Annotated in this window: 18 protein-coding genes and 1 riboswitch; of the genes, 13 read left to right on the top strand and 5 right to left on the bottom strand. The window is 47.5% G+C overall.

Annotated elements, in window-relative coordinates:
• The first annotated feature begins 74 nt into the window (after positions 1-74).
• The 11 genes from WKT10_RS07190 to WKT10_RS07140 all read left to right on the top strand — a co-directional run bounded on the left by WKT10_RS07190 (position 75) and on the right by WKT10_RS07140 (position 11,173).
• Positions 75-725 (top strand): YigZ family protein, encoded by a 651-nt coding sequence (locus WKT10_RS07190; RefSeq protein WP_337434081.1) that lies wholly within the window; start codon positions 75-77, stop codon positions 723-725.
• 105 nt (positions 726-830) lie between these two features.
• On the top strand, positions 831-2,660 hold the full coding sequence (gene typA / locus WKT10_RS07185) for a translational GTPase TypA (RefSeq protein ID WP_066548183.1): 1,830 nt from the start codon (positions 831-833) through the stop codon (positions 2,658-2,660).
• A gap of 250 nt (positions 2,661-2,910) precedes the next feature.
• Positions 2,911-3,549, top strand: a complete 639-nt coding sequence (locus tag WKT10_RS07180; protein WP_066548185.1) for a single-stranded DNA-binding protein — start codon at positions 2,911-2,913, stop codon at positions 3,547-3,549.
• Between the two features lie 135 nt (positions 3,550-3,684).
• On the top strand, positions 3,685-4,182 hold the full coding sequence (locus tag WKT10_RS07175) for a cob(I)yrinic acid a,c-diamide adenosyltransferase (protein WP_081422941.1): 498 nt from the start codon (positions 3,685-3,687) through the stop codon (positions 4,180-4,182).
• 45 nt (positions 4,183-4,227) lie between these two features.
• Positions 4,228-4,401: riboswitch (Lysine riboswitch) on the top strand.
• Between the two features lie 168 nt (positions 4,402-4,569).
• Entirely contained in the window at positions 4,570-5,457 is an 888-nt protein-coding gene (gene dapA / locus WKT10_RS07170; protein WP_066548188.1) for a 4-hydroxy-tetrahydrodipicolinate synthase, read from the top strand.
• A 65-nt stretch (positions 5,458-5,522) separates the two neighbouring features.
• Positions 5,523-6,281 (top strand): 4-hydroxy-tetrahydrodipicolinate reductase, encoded by a 759-nt coding sequence (gene dapB / locus WKT10_RS07165; RefSeq protein WP_296038780.1) that lies wholly within the window; start codon positions 5,523-5,525, stop codon positions 6,279-6,281.
• Positions 6,282-6,402: 121 nt separating this feature from the next.
• Positions 6,403-6,732: a hypothetical protein gene (locus WKT10_RS07160; protein WP_066548192.1), complete on the top strand. Its 330-nt coding sequence runs from the start codon at positions 6,403-6,405 to the stop codon at positions 6,730-6,732.
• 151 nt (positions 6,733-6,883) lie between these two features.
• Complete coding sequence (locus WKT10_RS07155; RefSeq protein ID WP_337434080.1) at positions 6,884-7,261, top strand: hypothetical protein; 378 nt, start codon at positions 6,884-6,886, stop codon at positions 7,259-7,261.
• Positions 7,262-7,394: 133 nt separating this feature from the next.
• Entirely contained in the window at positions 7,395-8,831 is a 1,437-nt protein-coding gene (purB, locus tag WKT10_RS07150) for an adenylosuccinate lyase (protein WP_066548204.1), read from the top strand.
• A gap of 16 nt (positions 8,832-8,847) precedes the next feature.
• Positions 8,848-9,747 carry a LysR family transcriptional regulator gene (locus WKT10_RS07145; RefSeq protein ID WP_340276421.1) on the top strand — a complete coding sequence of 300 codons (900 nt, stop codon included), beginning with the start codon at positions 8,848-8,850 and terminating at the stop codon, positions 9,745-9,747.
• Positions 9,748-9,895: 148 nt separating this feature from the next.
• A complete protein-coding gene (locus WKT10_RS07140) occupies positions 9,896-11,173 on the top strand; it encodes an adenylosuccinate synthase (RefSeq protein WP_066550763.1) in 1,278 nt (425 codons plus the stop codon).
• 3 nt (positions 11,174-11,176) lie between these two features.
• Here the strand turns inward: WKT10_RS07140 and WKT10_RS07135 are convergent, their stop codons facing one another.
• From WKT10_RS07135 to WKT10_RS07115, 5 genes are read right to left on the bottom strand one after another with little or no spacing between them, the layout of a single operon-like run.
• Entirely contained in the window at positions 11,177-11,761 is a 585-nt protein-coding gene (locus WKT10_RS07135) for an ANTAR domain-containing response regulator (protein WP_066548206.1), read from the bottom strand.
• Between the two features lie 22 nt (positions 11,762-11,783).
• Entirely contained in the window at positions 11,784-12,995 is a 1,212-nt protein-coding gene (locus WKT10_RS07130) for a glutamine synthetase family protein (RefSeq protein ID WP_340276376.1), read from the bottom strand.
• A 20-nt stretch (positions 12,996-13,015) separates the two neighbouring features.
• Entirely contained in the window at positions 13,016-13,738 is a 723-nt protein-coding gene (locus WKT10_RS07125; protein ID WP_337434079.1) for a glutamate synthase, read from the bottom strand.
• Positions 13,739-13,785: 47 nt separating this feature from the next.
• The gene (locus WKT10_RS07120; RefSeq protein ID WP_340276373.1) at positions 13,786-15,291 is read right to left on the bottom strand and encodes a glutamate synthase-related protein; all 1,506 of its coding nucleotides are present in this window, start codon (positions 15,289-15,291) and stop codon (positions 13,786-13,788) included.
• Positions 15,291-16,385 carry a class II glutamine amidotransferase gene (locus WKT10_RS07115; RefSeq protein ID WP_337434077.1) on the bottom strand — a complete coding sequence of 365 codons (1,095 nt, stop codon included), beginning with the start codon at positions 16,383-16,385 and terminating at the stop codon, positions 15,291-15,293. The genes WKT10_RS07120 and WKT10_RS07115 overlap by 1 nt, the downstream gene beginning before the upstream one ends.
• Before the next feature lie 288 nt (positions 16,386-16,673).
• Here WKT10_RS07115 and WKT10_RS07110 point away from each other — a divergent pair, with 288 nt between their 5' ends.
• Positions 16,674-18,770, top strand: coding sequence for a glutamine synthetase III family protein (locus WKT10_RS07110; RefSeq protein WP_337434076.1), 2,097 nt, complete (start codon positions 16,674-16,676; stop codon positions 18,768-18,770).
• 49 nt (positions 18,771-18,819) lie between these two features.
• A complete protein-coding gene (locus WKT10_RS07105) occupies positions 18,820-20,532 on the top strand; it encodes an ammonium transporter (protein ID WP_340276371.1) in 1,713 nt (570 codons plus the stop codon).
• Positions 20,533-20,551: the final 19 nt, after the last annotated feature.

Genomic DNA, 20,551 nt, shown 5'->3' with positions numbered 1-20,551 from the left:
ATGATAAAAAACAGAAGAAAAATAAGGAAAATGTGGGTGCAGTTTCTGAAAAAAAGGGAAAAGGAGAGAGAAAAGTGGTAGAAAGCTACAAGATCGTATATGAGGGCGCAGATGGGGAGCTGGTGGAAAAAAAGTCCCGGTTTATTGCCCAGATCCGTCCCGTGGCTTCGGAGGAAGAAGCCTTTGCCTTTATTGAGGAGGTCCGTAAGAAATACTGGGATGCAAGGCACCACTGCTACGCCTATATTATAGGAGAACGGGCTCAGACGGCTCGGTGCAGCGATGACGGCGAGCCCTCCCAGACGGCGGGAAAGCCCATGATGGATGTGCTGGCAGGAGAGGGACTCCACGATGTATGTGCAGTAGTTACCCGGTATTTCGGAGGTACACTTTTAGGGACAGGGGGCCTTGTAAGAGCTTATTCCGGTGCTGTAAAAGAAGCGCTTTTAAACTGTTCGGTTGTAGAAAAAAAGCTGGGAGTGCAGCTGGAGGTCACAGCCGACTACAACAGCGTGGGAAAGATCCAGTATATTGCGGCCCAGGAGGGGATCGATACTCTGGAAAGCAGGTATTCCGATAAGGCAGAGTTTGATTTTCTGGTACCGGTTGCCGTAAAGGACTGCTTCCAGGCCAAGATCACAGAAGGGACCAACGGCCGGGCGAGGATACGCACCGGAAAAGAACTGTACTACGGCATGAACCGGGGAGAGCTGATCGTATTTTAAAATGCACCTGGATTTGGGTCTTGCAATCTTAAGATACCAATGCTATACTATAAAACCGTGACTAAATCTATAAGTTTTCTGCATAAATAAGGAAGAATGATCACTATGAAGATGAAAAGAGAAGATGTAAGAAATATTGCCATTATCGCCCATGTAGACCATGGCAAAACCACTCTGGTGGATCAGCTGTTAAAGCAGAGCGGCGTATTCAGAGCCAATCAGGAGGTTCAGGAGCGCGTCATGGACTCCAATGACATTGAGCGTGAGCGAGGCATCACCATTCTGTCAAAAAATACAGCTGTATTTTATAAGGATACAAAGATCAATATTATCGACACTCCCGGACATGCCGATTTCGGCGGCGAGGTAGAACGTGTGCTTAAGATGGTAAACGGCGTTGTTCTGGTTGTGGATGCCTACGAAGGCCCCATGCCCCAGACCAAGTTTGTGCTTCAGAAAGCATTGGAGTTAAATCTGTCCGTAATCGTGTGCATCAATAAGATCGACCGTCCGGAAGCACGTCCGGAAGAGGTGATCGACGAAACGCTGGAGCTTATGATGGATCTGGATGCTTCCGATGAACAGCTGGACTGCCCCTTTATCTATGCTTCTGCAAGAGCCGGTTTTGCAAAATTTAATATTGACGATCCAGAGGTGGATATGGGACCTCTCTTTGAGACCATTGTAAACCACATTCCCGCACCGGAAGGCGACCCGGATGCGGACACCCAGGTATTGATCAGTACCATTGACTATAATGAGTTTGTAGGCCGTATCGGTATCGGCAAGGTGGAAAACGGCGGCCTTAAGGTGAATCAGGAGTGTGTGCTGGTAAACCATCACGATCCTGACAAATTTAAAAAAATCAAGATCGGTAAGCTTTATGAATTTGACGGCTTAAAGCGTGTGGAGGTTCAGGAGGCAAAAATCGGCTCCATCGTTGCCATTTCCGGTATTGCGGATATCCATATCGGGGATACCATCTGCTCTCCACAGAACCCGGAGGCAATCCCCTTCCAGAAGATTTCTGAGCCTACTATTGCTATGTACTTCATGGTAAATGACAGTCCCCTTGCCGGACAGGAAGGAAAGTATATCACCTCCCGTCATTTAAGAGACCGTCTGTTCCGCGAGCTGAATACAGACGTGAGCCTCCGTGTAGAGGAAACAGACTCTGCAGACTGCTTTAAGGTATCAGGACGCGGTGAACTTCATCTGTCGGTCCTGATCGAAAATATGCGCCGCGAGGGCTATGAGTTTGCGGTAAGTAAAGCAGAGGTGCTTTATCACTATGATGAGCGCAACCGCAGATTAGAGCCCATGGAGCTTGCTTATATTGATGTTCCTGAGGAGTATACCGGCGTGGTGATCCAGAAGCTGACAGCCAGAAAGGGCGCCCTGCAGGGCATGAGCCAGGCAGCCGGAGGCTATTCCAGACTGGAATTTTCTATCCCGTCCAGAGGCCTGATCGGTTACCGCGGCGACTTTATGACGGATACCAAGGGAAATGGTATCTTAAATACAATTTTTGACGGCTATGCAGAGTACAAGGGCGACTTATCCTACCGTCCTACCGGCTCTCTGATCGCCTTTGAGGCCGGTGAGGCCATTACCTACGGCCTGTTTAATGCTCAGGAGAGAGGAACCCTCTTTATCGGGCCGGGCGTAAAGGTATATTCCGGTATGGTTGTGGGACAGAGCCCCAAGGCAGAGGATATTGAGATCAATGTCTGCAAGACAAAGAAGCTGACCAATACCCGTTCCTCCAGTGCAGATGAGGCCTTAAAGCTGACTCCGCCAAAGATCATGAGTTTAGAGCAGAGCCTGGACTTTATTGATACAGACGAGCTTTTGGAGGTAACCCCGGAGAGCCTGCGTATCCGTAAAAAGATCCTGGATCCTCTTTTACGAAAGAGAGCTTCCTTCAAAAAATAAAATTTATTTTTTAAATAAAATATGACAGTTCTCCCGGAATTTTTGGAATATTCTTCCAGAGTCCGGGAGATTTTTTGCGTTTTACAGATTTTTTTGCTAAAATCGACGTTATTTTCCTGAATTGTCGAATTGATGCGACGAATAGGCCTTTGTTTTCCGTCTATTTCTGGTTATAATTGCATAGATTGATTATGTGCATACGGGAAAATTGTAACCCGGAGTGAAATTGGAAAAGAAGAGGAGAAGTACAATGGCAGAAAAAATGATTGAAAACAATAGGGTGAGCGTGATCGGAGAAATCGTATCGGAGTTCTCCTTCAGCCACGAGGTATTTGGCGAAGGGTTTTACATGGTGGATCTGTCGGTAAACCGTCTCAGCGAACAGGCCGATGTAATTCCGCTTATGGTGTCGGAACGTCTTATGGATGTCCATAAGGATCTGCGGGGGAGCACCATCGAGGCAGTGGGGCAGTTCCGGTCCTATAACCGCCATGAGGGTGTAAAAAACCGCCTGATGCTGTCTGTTTTTGCCAGAGAGATTCGTTTTCTGGATGAATTTACGGATTACACCAGAACCAACCAGATCTTCCTGGACGGTTACATATGCAAGCCTCCGATCTACCGAAAAACCCCTCTTGGACGAGAGATTGCAGATCTTCTGCTGGCAGTTAACCGTCCTTATGGAAAATCAGATTACATACCTTGTATCAGCTGGGGAAGAAATGCCCGCTTTGCCTCCGGCTTTACGGTAGGCACCCGAGTCCGTATCTGGGGAAGAGTCCAGAGCAGGGAATATACAAAAAAGCTCAGCGAGACAGAGTGTGAAAAGAGGGTGGCATACGAGGTTTCTATCAGCAAGCTGGAATGCGGCGAGGAGTCGGATCAATAAATTCTCTTACGATTTCCTTACGGAAAATATAAGAAATATTTGCATTATTTCTTATATTGTGCTAGAGTGTGTGTTGTGAATTGATGTTCCAGACACACATAGGGAAGGTGTCCGGAAGGCAGTATGAGGTGCATGATGATGAAAGACAGTACGATACAGGTGATCTGCGGACCGGGTAAGGGGAAAACGGCCAGCGCTCTGGGAAGAGGGATCAGCGCCCTGATCCATGGAAAAAATGTGATCATGGTTCAGTTTTTAAAGGGTTCTATGGATTCCGACAACATGGAAGTATTAAAACGTCTGGAACCGGAATTTAAACTGTTCCGTTTTGAAAAATCTCCTGTGGTTTTTGATCAGCTTTCTGAAGAGGAAAAAGAGGAAGCCAGGATCAATATCCGCAATGGGCTGAATTTTTCAAAAAAGGTTCTTGTAACCGGAGAATGCGATATCCTGATCCTGGATGAGATCCTGGGGATCCTGGATGAAGGGATTCTCACCCTGGAGGAGCTGTGCGCCCTGATCGGCCAGGCAAGACAGTCGGAGGCCGAGCTGATCATGACAGGAACCGTTTATCCGGCGGCTTTGGATGAATGGGTGGATGAGGTGACGAAGCTTCAGACGCGATTTGAGTAAGTTCCCTGTTGACATCTATTTTTAATGATGATAGGATAAGACTATAGACAGAGTAGAGGCTGCGCTGATCATGAATATCGGTTTGGATGTGGCAGGCACAGAAGAAAAGCCGTGAAAGGGAAAAGCGCCGAAGGAGCGGTTATCCTGCAGGATCGTTTCTGGGTGCAGGATGAAGAATCCTGTGACTGTCATCCAGGTGGATGGAGAGCTACCAGAAGATATGTATCCGCAGTAAGAACGGGTTTGTATGGGAAGGGCTGAAACATTTACCTCAGCCCTTCTTTTTTCGCTGGTACGGGGGCGAAAACCGGTGCGGGATATGTACACTTTGTTTATCATGCGCATTTACTGATGGTAAATAAGACTGTAAAAAAGGAGAAGATAAGCATGGCTGTTTTTGAAGGAGCTGGCGTTGCGCTGATTACGCCTTTTAAGGAAAACGGAGAAGTAAATTACGATAAGCTGGAGGAGATCGTAGAGGAGCAGATCGCAGGCGGTACCGATGCGATCATTGCCTGCGGAACCACAGGAGAGGCATCTACCATGACCCATGAAGAGCATCTGGATGTGATCGGCTTTATCTGTGATGTGACCAAAAAGAGAATTCCGGTTGTGGCAGGAACAGGCTCAAACTGTACACAGACCGCCATTTACCTGTCAAAGGAGGCCGAGGAAAGGGGGGCAGACGGTATCCTGGTTGTATCTCCCTATTACAACAAGGCGACCCAGAAGGGACTCAAGGCTCATTTTACTGCTGTGGCAGATGCAGTAAAAATACCCATGATCCTTTACAATATTCCCGGAAGAACCGGTGTAAATATCCAGCCTGAGACCATTGCTTCTCTTTGCCGTGAAGTAGACAATATAGTGGGTGTAAAGGAAGCTACCGGCAATTTTTCCGGTATTGCCCAGCTGATGAACCTGACCGATGGAAACTGCGACGTATATTCAGGAAATGACGATCAGATCGTGCCTCTTTTATCTTTAGGCGGAAAGGGCGTTATCTCTGTTCTCTCCAATGTGGCTCCTTCACAGGCTCATGAAATCTGTGCCTCCTATTTTGCAGGAGATGTAAAAAAGAGCGCCCGGATGCAGTTAGAGGCGATTCCTTTAATTAACGCCCTGTTCTGTGAGGTAAATCCTATCCCCGTAAAGGCCGCCATGAACCTGATGGGAAAAGAAGTAGGACCGCTGCGCATGCCTCTGACCGAGATGGAGCCGGAGCATCAGGAAATTCTTAAAAAGGCCATGAAGGAATACGGCATTCTGGCATAAAACGTTTGAAAAGAGTCCTGGGCCTTGCCAAAAGAAGACTCAGTAAAGAAAGGATACCACAGAAAATGATCAATCTTATCATGCACGGCTGCAACGGCGCTATGGGACGGGTGATTTCCGCCATGGCACAGGAAATGGACGGAATCCGGATCGCTGCGGGCGTTGATCTGAATACGGAAAAAAATTATGATTATCCGGTATATGCCTCTTTGGGAGAGTGTACAGAGGCTGCGGACGCAGTGGTGGATTTTGCTTCTGCAAAGGCAGTGGACGAACTTTTGGATTACTGTCTGGAAAAAGAGCTTCCTCTGGTGCTGTGTACCACAGGACTTACAGAAGAACAGTTAAAAAGGGCAGAGGATGCCAGCAAAAGGATTCCGGTTCTTCGCTCTGCCAATATGTCTCTTGGTGTAAATCTGCTTTTAAAGCTGATTCAGGACGCGGCAAAGGTATTGGGAAATGCGGGCTTTGATATGGAAATCGTAGAGAAGCACCATAACCAGAAAAAGGATGCTCCCAGCGGAACTGCTCTTGCGATGGCAGAAGCGGTGAATGAAGCCATGGGCGGTCTGTATCATTTCGTAACAGACAGAAGCAGTATCCACGAAAAAAGAGATGGAAAAGAAATCGGTATTTCCTCTGTACGGGGAGGCTCGATCGTAGGAGAACATGATATGATCTATGCCGGAAAGGATGAAGTTATTACGATCAGCCATACGGCCTATTCAAAAGCCATTTTTGCAAAAGGAGCTTTAGAGGCGGCAAAGTTTCTGGCCGGAAAACAGCCGGGACTTTATACCATGACAGATGTGATCGGTCTGTAAACAGGAATAAAACTTTTTTGGGAGCTTATACTAAGTGTATCTGAACGTAAGGTTTGGATACACTTTTTTAATAGGGCACCGGACAGAAAACGATGCCTGGAGCACGAAAGGAGAATGTATGATGAAAAAGATCCGACCTGTTATGATGGTACTGTTGATTGCCGTGCTTGCATCATCCCTTACAGCATGCGGCAGCAGAGATTCCAAGCAGCCTACAGCTTCTTCGGGAACACCGGGAACCTCTGCCTCCTACAGCACAGAGACAGACCAGGGCGCAGCCGCAAATGAAACTGAAAATACGGACGCCACATCCCGGTCTGAAACAGATACCACCGGGGAAGGGGTCATGGACGGGATTGCAGATGATGTGAGAAAAGGCGTAGAGGACATAAAAAGGGATATAATGGATACAACTGAATCTGAGTCCACAGCCGAGACACAAAACCGGTAAATAAAATCATTTAAAACCGGAGGACAGACGGAAAATCTCCCTGAGCATTTGGAGAGCAGATACAGCTTTCGAAGCTTCAGGGAGATTTTTTTGTTGCAGTCAGGCGGATTTACGTCTATAATGCAGTCAGGAGTGCGTGGGAAAGGAAACCATGAACAAAAGAGAACGGAACCGCTGTTTAAAAAGAAGACGTAAAAAGGCCGTATACAGATGGAAAGCTGTAAGAAAAAACAGGCAGCGCGAAAAGCGGCAGGAAAAAGACAAAAAAGGGCGTTTGGGGGTTCGGATGCTTATATTTGTCTGTATCTGTCTGGAGACGGCCTCGGCAAAGGACTGGCAGTCTGGAAACCGCACAGCAGAAATCCGTATAGACAGCCTGCCCGCATTCATAGAAATCCATCCCTTTTATGAAGAAGAATTTCGCAGGGAGAAAGAGAACGCCAGCCGGACAGAGCAGGGGATTTCCCTGTTTTTAAAAGAAGGGCGCATAGTATTTTTTCGGATTCACGAGGAAGCCTGTGATGATTAGAAGGGCAGAGATGATTTATTAGGAATTTTAATGACTGTCTGTCTTGTGTTCAAAATAAGAAAGTATTATAATTTCTTCTGAATCATAGCATATTTATATATAAAACTTATAACAAACAGATGGAGGATAAGACATGAGCAATCATGATACGTATGTAAGCCCGCTTTCAGAGCGTTATGCCAGCAGGGAGATGCAGTATATTTTTTCACCGGATATGAAATTTAAGACATGGAGACGCTTGTGGATTGCTCTGGCTGAGACAGAAAAGGAGCTAGGCCTTAATATTACCCAGGAGCAGATTGATGAGCTGAAGGCCCATGCAGATGAAATCAACTATGATGTGGCAAAGGCCCGTGAGAAAGAAGTGCGCCATGATGTGATGAGCCATGTGTACGCATATGGCACCCAGTGCCCGAAGGCAAAGGGCATCATCCATCTGGGAGCTACCTCCTGCTATGTAGGAGATAATACCGATGTGATCATTATGACAGAGGCATTAAAGCTGGTCCGCAGAAAGCTGCTGAATGTACTGGCGGAGCTGGCAGCGTTTGCGGATAAATATAAGAATCTGCCCACTCTGGCATTTACCCATTTCCAGCCGGCTCAGCCTACTACTGTAGGAAAAAGGGCAGCCCTCTGGATGATGGAGTTAAAGCTGGATCTGGACGATCTGGATTATCTTATCGGATCCATGCGCCTGTTAGGCTCCAAGGGAACTACAGGCACACAGGCCAGTTTTCTGGAACTCTTTGACGGCGATCATGAGCGCTGCCGCAGACTGGATCAGCGGATCGCGGAAAAGATGGGCTTTGAGGGCTGCTATCCCGTATCCGGACAGACTTATTCCAGAAAGGTAGACAGCCGTGTCTTAAGCGTACTGGCCGGCATTGCCCAGAGCGCCCACAAGTTTTCCAATGATATCCGTCTGCTGCAGCACTTAAAAGAAGTGGAAGAGCCCTTTGAGAAGAATCAGATTGGTTCCTCCGCCATGGCTTATAAGAGGAATCCCATGCGCAGCGAACGGATTGCTTCTCTTGCAAACTATGTAATGAGCGATATGATGAATCCTATGCTGGTAGCTTCTACCCAGTGGTTTGAGCGTACGCTGGACGATTCTGCCAATAAGCGTCTGTCCATTCCAGAGGGCTTTCTGGCGGTGGACGGAATCCTGGATCTGTACTTAAATGTAGTGGATGGACTGGTGGTATATCCTAAGGTCATCGAAAAGCATCTGATGGCAGAGCTGCCCTTTATGGCTACGGAAAACATTATGATGGACGCTGTAAAGGCAGGAGGAGACCGACAGGAGCTCCATGAGCGCATCCGTCAGCTTTCCATGGAGGCAGGAAAGAATGTAAAAGAGCAGGGCGGAGACAACAACCTGTTAGAGTTGATTGCAGCAGATCCTGCATTCGGATTGTCCTTAGAGGATCTTAAAAAGGCCATGGAACCTTCCCGGTATGTAGGCCGTGCACCAAGACAGGTGGAAGAATTCCTTGAGGAAGTGATCCGTCCTGTACTGGAGGCCAATAAAGAAGCACTTGGTATGACTGCGGAGATCAATGTATAAAAATGCTTCAAAGACCATGAATATCAATCTGGAATATTACAAAGTATTTTATTATGTATGCACAGCGGGCAGCCTGACAGCGGCTGCCCAAAAGCTGTGTATTTCCCAGCCTGCGGTAAGCCAGGCCGTGCGCCAGCTGGAAAAAGAGGCCGGCACACGGCTTTTTTTGCGTACCTCCAAGGGCATCCGGCTGACAAGGGAAGGAGAGCTTTTATTCCGTTATGTGAAAACGGGCGTGGAACAGCTTCTGGAAGGCGGCAGGATGCTGGAGAGAATGCTGGATATGGATATGGGAGAGGTTCGGATCGGAGCCAGCGATATGACACTTCAGTTTTTTCTTCTGCCTTTTTTGGAGCAGTTTCACAAAGAGTACCCACGGATCAAAGTTACCGTAACCAATGCCCCCACACCAGAAACCATCTGCAGCCTGGAGGAAGGAAAAATTGACTTTGGCGTAGTGACAACGCCTTTTTCCTGCAAAAGTACCATTCATTCGATGATGGTAAAACCGATTGGAACGGTTTTTATTGCAGGAGACAGCTTTGGCGAACTGAAAGGAAAAAAGCTGGATTACAGTATTCTTGGAAGTATGCCCTGTATTTTTCTGGAAAAAAACACGAGTACCAGAGCCTTTATGGACGCGTTTCTTTCTGCAAAAGGAATGGAACTGACGCCAGAGTTTGAGCTTGCTACCAGCGATATGATCGTTCAGTTTGCAAAGCGGAATATGGGCGTAGGCTGCGTCATGGACGGATTTGCAAAGGATGCCATAGCAAAAGGAGAAGTGTTTGAGCTGGATTTTAAGGAGAAAATGCCTCTGCGCCACATCTGTGTTGTTACGGGTGAGAACAGCCTGATTTCTCTGGCAGGCAGGAAGCTTTTAAATCTGTTTGACGAAATGGCAGAATCTTCCTAAATGGTATAAGGTTTACTTATGCCGCACATAATAAATAATCATTTTACTTATGTGAAAGCTTGTAGTAGAGTAAAAGAGAACTTATGTGAGATCCCGCTATGCTGCGGGATATTTAAATCAGGGCAGCAGCCCAAGGAGGATTGAAGCAATGGTTAGAGCAATCGTAGGAGCTAACTGGGGAGACGAGGGAAAAGGAAAAATAACGGATATGCTGGCGAAAGAGTCTGACATTATCATACGCTTTCAGGGCGGAAGCAATGCAGGTCATACCATTATCAATGAATATGGAAAATTTGCCCTTCACCTGCTTCCTTCCGGCGTGTTTTACCAGCATACTACAAGTATCATCGGAAACGGAGTAGCATTAAATATTCCGTATCTGATCAAGGAAATCCAGTCCCTTGTAGACCGGGGAGTGCCGAAGCCCCATATCCTGGTTTCAGACCGTGCACAGATCCTGATGCCCTACCATGTGCTGTTTGATACTTATGAGGAGGCCCGCCTGGCTGGAAAATCCTTTGGTTCCACTAAGTCCGGCATTGCTCCCTTTTATTCGGATAAATATGCAAAGATTGGCTTTCAGGTCAGCGAGCTGTTCGATGAGGAACTGTTAAGAGAAAAATGCCAGAGAGTGTGTGAAATCAAAAACGTGCTTCTGGAGCATCTTTACCATAAACCCCTCCTGAATGCGGATGAACTGTTTGATGAGCTGATCAGCTACCGGGAGATGATCCGCCCCTATGTATGCGACGTATCCTCCTATTTGTATCATGCCATCAAAGAAGGAAAAAACATTCTGTTAGAGGGACAGCTTGGTTCCTTAAAGGATCCGGATCATGGAATTTACCCCATGGTTACCTCTTCCTCAACCCTGGCTGCCTATGGCGCGATCGGTGCAGGCATTGCACCCTATGAGATTAAAAATATCACAACCGTTGTGAAGGCATATTCCAGCGCAGTAGGCGCAGGCGCCTTTGTCAGCGAAATCTTTGGAGAGGAAGCGGAAGAGTTACGGCATCGGGGCGGCGATGGCGGCGAATACGGAGCCACTACGGGACGCCCAAGAAGAGTAGGCTGGTTTGACGCAGTGGCGACAAGATACGGCTGCCGCATTCAGGGCACCACAGAGGCTGCATTTACCGTACTGGACGTATTGGGATATTTGGATGAGATTCCCGTATGCATCGGTTATGAAATCGATGGAGAGGTCACAAGAGAGTTCCCGACCACTGCAAAGCTGGAGAAGGCAAAACCGGTGTTTACCAGGCTTCCGGGCTGGAAATGCGACATCCGCGGTATTAAAAACTACGAGGAGCTTCCCGAAAACTGCCGCAGGTATATTGAATTTATCGAAAAAGAAATTGAAACGCCCATTACCATGGTTTCCAATGGTCCCGGGCGTGAGGATATTATTTTCAGAAAATAAAGTTTAAGAATAGGTTCTGATGATTTCTTCGGCAATGGACCGCCTGGTAACACAGCGGTCCATTGCCTGTTTTTCTATGTAGCGGTGGGATTCTGGTTCGCTCATGGAAAGCTGGCTGATCAGAATCCACTTTGCCTTATTGACAAGGCGGATTTCGGCCATTTTTTCTTCAATGGACAAAGATTTTTTTTCAAATTGCCTCAGGCGCTCCCTGGCGCTTTCCAGCCAGCTGAAGGCATAGGTCATCGTTGCCTTTGAGATTGGCTTTGACAGGGTAAATACACCATATTCTGCGGCCTGGTCATGGATTTCGTTATGAATATCGCTTTTTACCAGAAGAAGGACAACTGACTGCTTGCTGCTGGAAATATCAATAGCAAGACGAACGCCCATATCATCGTGCAAAGGAGCATTAATGATAATAAAATCATACGTCTTTTCTGTAAGCGTACGTCTGGCGGCATTGATACTTGAAACAGCATGAACAGGAGAATATCTGGTTTCAGGAAGCAGGCCGGCAAAGGCAGAGGTGAGTACATCCGTTGCCGACACAATGAGGATACTGTAGGTTCGCTCTTTTAAACTCATTTTCACCCCTCCTGTTAAAAATCTATTGTCCGCAGTAGATATCCAATATGGTCTTTGGTATATATTTCAGAATGAAATCACTGTGCGCCGCAGCATCACAGGCAGCTTCAAAGTTTTTTGGAAGCTGACCAAAGCCTGAAAGGACAGAAGCTTCTGCCCGGTATAAATTGATGTCTGCAGCAGGCGGAAGCGCCAGATTGTTTTGTACGCCTTCCAGAACAGCATAGATCATAAGAGCAAACGCCAGATATGTATTTGCAGATGGGTCAGGCGAACGCAGTTCCACACGCCGGTACCTTCCGATTGCCGCCGGAACACGGATCAGCTGGGAACGGTTCTCACTGGACCAGGAAATATATTTGGGAGCCTTATTGCAGCCGAAGCGCCTGTAGGAATCAGCGGTGGGGTTTAAAAATACAGTCATATCAGAAATTTTATCCAGAATACCGGCAATCATGCTGTCCATATGGTCTGTGCCGTCAGAGGATTTCACAGACATATTGATGTGGAAGCCATTTCCCGCTTCATTTTCCAGTGGCTTAGGACTGAAATCCGCAAAAATCCCATTCAGTCCGGCGATGGTCTTTACTACGGTCTGAAAGGTCATGGAATTGTCCGCGGCTGCCAGAGGATCGGAATAACGAAAATCAATTTCATTCTGTCCCGGTCCTTCCTCATGATGTGAGCTTTCTGGAAAAATCCCCATCTGTTCCAGGGTCAGGCAGACTTCCCGGCGGATATTTTCACCCTTATCTTCAGGAGCCATATCCATGTAGCTTGCATGATCATAGGGGATTTTTGTGGGGTTTCCATTTTCATCCAGATGGAACAGATAAAATTCCTGCTCTGCGCCAAAGAAGAACTGATATCCGGCCTGCTCTGCCTCATGAACCGCTTTCTTTAAAAGAGAGCGCGTATCACATTCAAATATGGTTCCGTCGGGATAGGTAATACTGCAGAACATCCTTACCACCCTCCCGTGCTCCGGTCTCCAGGGAAGAGGCATCAGCGTATCCGGATCCGGATGCAGGAAGAGATCAGAATGGCTTTCGTCCCCAAAACCGGCGACAGCGGATGCATCAATGGCAATGCCATGTTCAAACGCCCGGCAAAGCTCCTGGGGCATAATGGAAATATTTTTTTGTCTGCCGAACACATCGCAAAATGCCAGGCGGATAAATTTCACATCCTCTTCCTGCATATACTGGAGCACCTCTTCTTTTGAATATTTCATAACCTTACCTGCTTTCTGTTTTAATTTGCCACGTACATCTGTTTGTACGGATTTTTGCTGTCTGGCGTGATAACTGTAAAGGGTTCAGATAAAATCCCGTCAAGAGAATACCCAAAGTCCGCGCAATATTCCGACAGATATTCACGGATTTCCTCCAGATCCTCATCCCCGGCTGTTTTTGCAGTTACCTGCTCTGAAAAGCGTATGTTTCCGCAGTCTCCGCGCAGAAACATTTTTCCGCCGTGCATACCGGTACATGGAAAATTTCCCACAATGCTTTTGCCGTTTTTGTGAAGTCCAAGAACTATGATAATACCGCCGGCCTGGTATTCTCCCAGAAAGCTTCCCGCGCATCCGCCGATGATCATAACGGGGATTTTTTCTTTGTAAGCCTTCATATGGATTCCGGCGCGGTATCCGGCATTGCCCTGTACATAGATTTTTCCGCCCCTCATGGCATAACCGGCAGCGTCTCCGATGTTTCCATAAATCAGTATTTTCCCTTCATTCATGGTATCGCCTACGGCGTCCTGGGCATTTCCGTTTACAGTAATATGAGAATCATTTAAGTATGCGCCCAGTGCATTTCCGGGGATTCCGTGGATCGTGACGTTTTTTCCAGACATACCGGCGGCGATAAAACGCTGTCCGCAGCAGCCCTCGATCGTACAGTCCTCATCCGTATTGCGGAGCTTTTCATTTACAGCTTTATAATCTGAATTTGCAGCATCGATGATTAGCATATTGTACCATACCTCCAAAAAAATGTTTACGTTTTTTTGCAGAAATATTATTCTCCTGCATGAGAGATTCCCAGTATTTCAAGTTCTTTTGCCGTAAGCCCTATTCCCCTCAGCATCAGACGGTTTCCGCGCAGTACCTCGATGGAGTTGATCCCCATTCCTCCCATCAGTTCTTTTATTTCATGATTCCACGCAGTCATCAGGTTGACCAGCCGCTTTTTTCCTGTTTCCGGGTTCAGCCGTTTTACCAGCTCCGGACGCTGAGTGGCGATGCCCCAGTTGCACTTACCGGTCTGACAGCTCTGGCACAGGTGGCATCCAAGAGCCAGCAGTGCGGCAGTACCCACATAGCAGGCGTCTGCCCCCAGCGCAACGGCCTTTATAACATCGGAAGCGCTCCGGATGCTTCCTCCGACTACCAGAGATACATCGTTGCGGATGCCTTCGTCACGCAGACGCTGATCAACAGCCGCCAGGGCAAGCTCTATGGGAATTCCCACATTGTCCCTGATCCTGGTGGGAGCAGCGCCTGTGCCGCCGCGGAAACCGTCGATGGCAATGATGTCGGCGCCGCTTCTTGCGATTCCGCTTGCGATTGCTGCGATATTATGTACTGCGGCAACCTTAACGATAACCGGTTTTTTGTATTCCGAAGCTTCTTTCAGGGAGAAAACAAGCTGACGCAAATCCTCGATGGAATAGATATCGTGATGGGGGGCCGGAGAGATGGCGTCAGAGCCTTCCGGGATCATTCGCGTGCGTGAGACGTCTCCCACAATTTTTGCCCCGGGAAGATGGCCTCCGATCCCGGGCTTTGCGCCCTGTCCCATTTTGATTTCAATGGCAGCTCCGGCATTTAAATACTTTTCATGGACGCCGAAACGTCCGGAAGCGACCTGGACGATGGTATTTTCACCATAACAGTAAAAATCCTCGTGGAGACCGCCTTCGCCGGTATTGTAAAGGATTCCCAGTTCTGTGGCTGCCAGGGCAAGGGATTTGTGGGCATTGTAGCTGATGGAACCATAGCTCATGGCAGAAAACATAACGGGCATGGAAAGATCCAGCTGGGGAGGAAGCTGGCAGTCCAGCTTTCCTTCTGCATTGCGGCTTACTCTCTGTGGCTTTTTTCCCAGATAGGTTCTGGTTTCCATTGGTTCCCGCAGAGGATCAATGGAGGGATTTGTTACCTGGGAGGCATTGATCAGTATTTTATCCCAGTAAACGGGGAAGGGCTTGGGATTGCCCATAGAAGAAAGAAGAACGCCTCCGCTGTTTGCCTGCTTATAGATCTCTTTAATCGTATTGTTCTGCCAGTTGGAGTTTTCCCTGAGAGAGCAGTCGGTTTTTACGATCTTCAGCGCTCTGGTTGGACAGAAGGAAACGCACCGCTGGCAGTTTACGCATTTTGATTCGTCACACTTCATGACTCCCAGTTCCTCATCATAGCTGTGAACCTCATTGGCACATTGCCGTTCGCACGCACGACAGACCGTGCAGCGGTCTTCGTTTCGGATTACTTCAAATTCTGGATAGATAAATTCGATACCCATTAAAACGCACCTTCCTTTACTTTTACAATAACAGGCTCTCCGCCGGCGGGAGACCAGATATTTTCTGCATTTGGTTCCATGGTCCGGATCGCGGCTTCCTCACTGGCAATAAAAACCTTATCATCTTTTTCTCCGATTACCATGGAGCGGAGCTTCAAGCGGTCATTGAGAGCCATCAGTCCGCCGTTAAAGCCTAAAACGATAGAGAACGGGCCGGTGATCAGCAGGCTGGAAAACATGGTTCTTAAATAGGTATGTTTTTTCTGATCCTCCAGATCTGTTTTTGAAGCGATGGTACTCCAAAAAGGCGCCGCAATGACGCTTGCGGCTTCACCGAGGGTAAGTCCCTGTACGCGGAGCAGATAATCCATGATATAGGTAATTACTTCTGTGTCTGTCTGAAGGGTGCATTTATAGCCGAACATTTCGATAAAGCGGCGGTTAGCGTCATAAGAGGAGATTTCACCGTTATGTACGATGGAATAATCCAGTAATGTAAAGGGGTGCGCTCCGCCCCACCATCCCGGGGTGTTTGTGGGATAACGTCCATGGGCAGTCCATGAGTAACCTTCATATTCTTCCAGTTTATAAAAGACGCCTACATCCTCGGGAAATCCGACTGCTTTAAATGTACCCATGTTTTTTCCGCTGGAGAAAACATATGCTCCGGACATTTCCGCATTGATTTTCATAACCGTCTGGGCAACAAATTCTTTTTCATCCAGCTGCAGCGAGGCCAGAACCGATTTTAAGGGTGCGACGAAATATCTCCATATAATAGGTTCATCTGTGATCGCCGGGAGCTTACGGGTGGGGATAACTTCGGATTGAACGATCTCAAATTGTTCCTTAAAAAAAGCTTCGCATTTCTTTCTTGTATCGCGGGTGTCAAAAAACATATGCAGTGCGTAAAATTCTTTATATTCAGGATAAATGCCGTAGCCTGCAAAGCCGCCGCCCAATCCGTTGGAGCGGTCATGCATAGGCTTCATGGAATTTGTGATACTTTCGCCGGACATCTTATTTCCATCTTTGGAAATTACTGCCGAGATTGCACAGCCTGAAGGGATTCTCACCTGACCTTCGATCTTCATACATTTTGTACCTTCCTTTCAATAAATAAAAAAGCAGGGACATTCATTTTTAAGCAGAATTTTCTCTGATTTAAAAATGAACGCCCTTGCTCATATTCACTATTTATACAGCTCTGAACAGGGTTTGTCAAGAGGTTTGTCAGGAGAAAAAAGTGCTTGACAAATGATTTTTCGGGGTGTATTATGCCACACATAAAGGCAAGGATGTCTTTTGCAGCACAGGAAAGGTGCTGTGAAGGACATCCTTGCTTTTTGTATTAAAAATATGCTGCTGGAGAGGAGATTGTTATGAAAAAGGTATCAGATTATTTTGGATGTAAGGTATTTGACGACAGAGTAATGAAAGCAAGACTGTCATCAAAGGTATATCAGTCGCTGAGAAAAACCATTGATGAAGGCGCAAAGCTTGATATCAGTGTGGCGAATGCCGTTGCGGCAGCCATGAAAGATTGGGCGGTTGAAAATGGAGCGACACATTATACACACTGGTTTCAGCCCCTTACCGGCGTAACGGCAGAAAAGCATGACAGTTTTATTTCCCCGTCGCCGGATGGCGGTGTGATTATGGAATTTTCAGGAAAAGAACTGATCAAGGGAGAACCTGACGCATCTTCTTTTCCGTCCGGCGGCCTTAGGGCTACCTTTGAGGCAAGGGGATATACGGCATGGGATCCTACCTCATACGCATTTATTAAAGGGAAGTCACTGTGCATCCCCACTGCATTCTGTTCTTATGGGGGAGAGGCGCTTGATAAAAAAACTCCCCTTCTCCGCTCCATGGAAGCCTTAAACAGACAGGCTATGCGTATCCTCCATCTTTTTGGAAATGAGGATGTGAAATGCGTCCGCACCTCGGTCGGTCCGGAGCAGGAGTATTTCCTTATTACAGAGGAAATGTATGAGCAGAGAAAGGATATCCGTTTTACAGGGCGTACCCTTTTCGGCGCGAAGCCGCCAAAGGGGCAGGAGATGGATGATCATTATTTTGGCGTAATTAAGCCGAGAGTAGCCGCCTATATGGATGAGCTGAATGAAGAACTCTGGAAGCTGGGGATTCTTGCAAAAACAGAGCATAACGAAGTAGCTCCGGCACAGCACGAGCTTGCCCCCATCTATACCACAACCAATATTGCAACCGATCACAATCAGCTTACTATGGAAATAATGCAGAAGGTAGCGGCAAAGCATGGTCTGGTATGCCTTCTCCACGAAAAGCCTTTTGCAGGAGTCAATGGAAGCGGTAAGCACAACAACTGGTCCCTGGCAACGGATAAGGGCGTAAACCTGCTTTCGCCGGGTGAAACACCCTATGAGAACGCACAGTTTTTATTATTCCTGTGTGCAGTGATCAAAGCGGTAGATGATTATCAGGATCTGCTCCGCCTTTCCGTGGCAACGGCAGGAAATGATCACCGGCTTGGAGCAAATGAAGCGCCTCCCGCAGTGGTATCCATCTTCCTTGGAGATGAATTAAACGGGGTTCTGGAGGCAATAGAGAACGATACCCCATATGCGGGCACAGAAAAAACCCAGATGAAGCTGGGGGTAAATGTGCTTCCCAAATTTAACAGGGATACCACGGACCGCAACCGTACTTCACCCTTTGCATTTACCGGAAATAAGTTCGAGTTCCGTATGCTGGGCTCATCCAACAGTATTGCCTGCGCCAATATCATGTTAAACAGCGCAGTAGCCGAAAGCCTGAAAATCTATGCAGACCGACTGGAAAAAGCAGAGGATTTTGAAAGCGCTTTACATGAAATGATCCGAAAGACCATCAAAGACCATAAGCATATTATCTTTAATGGAAATGGATATGATGATACATGGATTAAGGAAGCTACGGAGAAGAGGGGACTTCTCAACTACCGGACCACGCCGGACTGCATGCCTCATCTTCTGGATGAAAAAAATGTACGGATGCTTACCTCCCATAAAGTATTTTCAGAGGCAGAATTAAAATCCAGATGCGAGATCATGCTGGACAACTATTGTAAGACCGTTCTGATCGAGGCAAATACCATGATCGATATGGCAAAAACCGAAATTGCCCCGGCTGTAAGCGAATACGTGCTGGAGCTTGCAAAAACAGCGGCTGCAAAGAAAGCGGCAGAGAGTTCGATTTCCTGCAATTATGAAACCGGACTGCTGAAGAAGCTGGCAATTCTGGAGGATCAGATCATGATCAAGGCAGAGGAATTGGAGGATGCAGTGCTTAAGGTTCAGGATATTACGGATATCACTGAGGAATCCTGCATGATCAGGGACAGCGTTTTAAGTAAAATGGGAGAGCTGCGGATCGCCTGCGACAGTGCAGAAACCATGACCGCAAAGAAATTCTGGCCCTTCCCGACTTACGGAGATTTATTATTCAGCGTAAGATAAGTTTCGGCGGAAACTCTGGATCATACAACAACAGAAAGAAGGAATGTTTATGACGTACAGTGCGGTTAACACAATCTGGGTACTGTTTGGAGCAGCAATGGTATTTTTCATGCAGGCAGGTTTTTCTATGTGTGAAGCAGGTTTTACCAGAGCAAAAAATACCGGAAATATCCTGATGAAGAATCTGATGGACTTTTGCATTGGCACTCCTGCCTTCTGGCTGGTAGGCTTTGGACTTATGTTCGGCGCAGGTTCCGGCGTCATAGGAACCTTTGATCCCCTGATCGGAGGAGATTACAGCCACATCCTGCCTGCCGGCGTCCCCCTTTGGGCGTTTGTGATATTTCAAACTGTATTCTGCGCCACATCAGCCACAATCGTTTCCGGAGCAATGGCAGAGAGAACAAAATTCAGCGCTTACTGCATTTATTCCGCTGCGATCTCATTGCTGATCTATCCGGTTTCCGGTCACTGGATCTGGGGAGGCGGCTGGATTGCGCAGATGAGCTTTCATGATTTTGCAGGTTCTACGGCAGTACATATGGTAGGCGGTGTCTGCGCTTTGATCGGCGCCAAAATTCTTGGTCCCCGTATTGGAAAATATGATAAAAACGGAAAACCGCAGGCAATTCTGGGACATAATCTTTCCTTTGCAGCCCTTGGAGTGTTTATTCTCTGGTTCTGCTGGTTCGGATTTAACGGCGCGTCTACGGTAGGCATGGACAGTGACGCGCTGATGGATACGGCGGGACGGGTATTTTTCAATACAAATATGGCGGCAGCCGTAGCCTGCTGTACGACCCTGCTGTTCACATGGATCCGTTATAAAAAGCCGGATGTTTCCATGACGTATAACGCGGCGCTGGCAGGTCTTGTCGGAATTACGGCCGGATGTGACGCGGTAAGTCCGGTTGGGGCAGCTGTTATTGGGATCATATGCGGAATCCTTATTGTTCTGGCAGTAGAGTTTTTTGATAAGATCGCCAAAATTGACGACCCTGTGGGCGCTGTGTCCGTTCACTGCGTGTGCGGCGCGACAGGAACCATACTCACCGGCCTGTTTGCAACAGGCGTAACGACAGAAGCAGGTCTTTTTTATGGCGGCGGAGTCCATCTGCTGGCAGTTCAGGCAGCAGGCGTCGTCTCTGTGGCGGTATATGTGGCGGTTGTTATTACGATTGTATTTCTGGCGATCAAATATACCATTGGGCTCCGGGCCGACGCAGAGGATGAGATTGCCGGACTGGATGTATCAGAACACGGTCTTTTAACTGCCTATGCAGGCTTTGCAATGCAGCCGGATATTGCGGCAGAGGGTGAGGCTGTTCCGGCTGCAGTAACCGGAGATGTTCCGGCTGCAGAAGCGATTCCGGTTAAAAAAGTGCCGTCTTTTGAAGAAGGAACCCCTAAATTTACGAAAATTGAGATCGTATGCAGGGAATCCAAATTTGAAGCGCTGAAGAATGCAATGATGAAACTCGGTATTACCGGTATGACCGTATCACATGTATTAGGCTGCGGCGCACAGAAAGGGAAACCGGAGTATTACCGTGGAGTACAGGTAGAAGCCAGCCTGCTCCCGAAGGTACAGGTGGAGATCGTAGTCAGTGCGGTTCCGGTTCGTAAGGTGATTGAAACGGCAAAGAAGGTTCTTTATACCGGCCATATTGGAGACGGCAAGATTTTTGTTTATGATGTGGAAAATGTAGTAAAGGTAAGAACCGGAGAAGAGGGCTTTGACGCCCTGCAGGACGTAGAATAAAAAAGGAAACTTAAGATTT

This window comes from Enterocloster sp. HCN-30185 (genome assembly GCF_037890305.1).
Classification (GTDB): Bacteria; Bacillota; Clostridia; order Lachnospirales; family Lachnospiraceae; genus Enterocloster.
The sequence above is the reverse complement of the archived record's forward strand: the minus strand, read 5'-3'. Positions and strand labels throughout refer to the sequence as shown.

Excerpts from the sequence above, each read along its gene's own strand:
- WKT10_RS07140 (WP_066550763.1), top strand. The coding sequence starts at position 9,896 with ATGGTTAGAGCAATCGTAGGAGCTAACTGGGGAGACGAGGGAAAAGGA.
- WKT10_RS07160 (WP_066548192.1), top strand. The coding sequence starts at position 6,403 with ATGAAAAAGATCCGACCTGTTATGATGGTACTGTTGATTGCCGTGCTT.
- WKT10_RS07130 (WP_340276376.1), bottom strand. The coding sequence starts at position 12,995 with ATGAAATATTCAAAAGAAGAGGTGCTCCAGTATATGCAGGAAGAGGAT.
- WKT10_RS07180 (WP_066548185.1), top strand. The coding sequence starts at position 2,911 with ATGGCAGAAAAAATGATTGAAAACAATAGGGTGAGCGTGATCGGAGAA.
- WKT10_RS07120 (WP_340276373.1), bottom strand. The coding sequence starts at position 15,291 with ATGGGTATCGAATTTATCTATCCAGAATTTGAAGTAATCCGAAACGAA.
- typA (WP_066548183.1), top strand. The coding sequence starts at position 831 with ATGAAGATGAAAAGAGAAGATGTAAGAAATATTGCCATTATCGCCCAT.
- WKT10_RS07135 (WP_066548206.1), bottom strand. The coding sequence starts at position 11,761 with ATGAGTTTAAAAGAGCGAACCTACAGTATCCTCATTGTGTCGGCAACG.
- WKT10_RS07105 (WP_340276371.1), top strand. The coding sequence starts at position 18,820 with ATGACGTACAGTGCGGTTAACACAATCTGGGTACTGTTTGGAGCAGCA.
- purB (WP_066548204.1), top strand. The coding sequence starts at position 7,395 with ATGAGCAATCATGATACGTATGTAAGCCCGCTTTCAGAGCGTTATGCC.
- WKT10_RS07125 (WP_337434079.1), bottom strand. The coding sequence starts at position 13,738 with ATGCTAATCATCGATGCTGCAAATTCAGATTATAAAGCTGTAAATGAA.
- WKT10_RS07155 (WP_337434080.1), top strand. The coding sequence starts at position 6,884 with ATGAACAAAAGAGAACGGAACCGCTGTTTAAAAAGAAGACGTAAAAAG.
- dapA (WP_066548188.1), top strand. The coding sequence starts at position 4,570 with ATGGCTGTTTTTGAAGGAGCTGGCGTTGCGCTGATTACGCCTTTTAAG.
- WKT10_RS07115 (WP_337434077.1), bottom strand. The coding sequence starts at position 16,385 with ATGAAGATCGAAGGTCAGGTGAGAATCCCTTCAGGCTGTGCAATCTCG.
- WKT10_RS07145 (WP_340276421.1), top strand. The coding sequence starts at position 8,848 with ATGAATATCAATCTGGAATATTACAAAGTATTTTATTATGTATGCACA.
- dapB (WP_296038780.1), top strand. The coding sequence starts at position 5,523 with ATGATCAATCTTATCATGCACGGCTGCAACGGCGCTATGGGACGGGTG.
- WKT10_RS07175 (WP_081422941.1), top strand. The coding sequence starts at position 3,685 with ATGATGAAAGACAGTACGATACAGGTGATCTGCGGACCGGGTAAGGGG.
- WKT10_RS07110 (WP_337434076.1), top strand. The coding sequence starts at position 16,674 with ATGAAAAAGGTATCAGATTATTTTGGATGTAAGGTATTTGACGACAGA.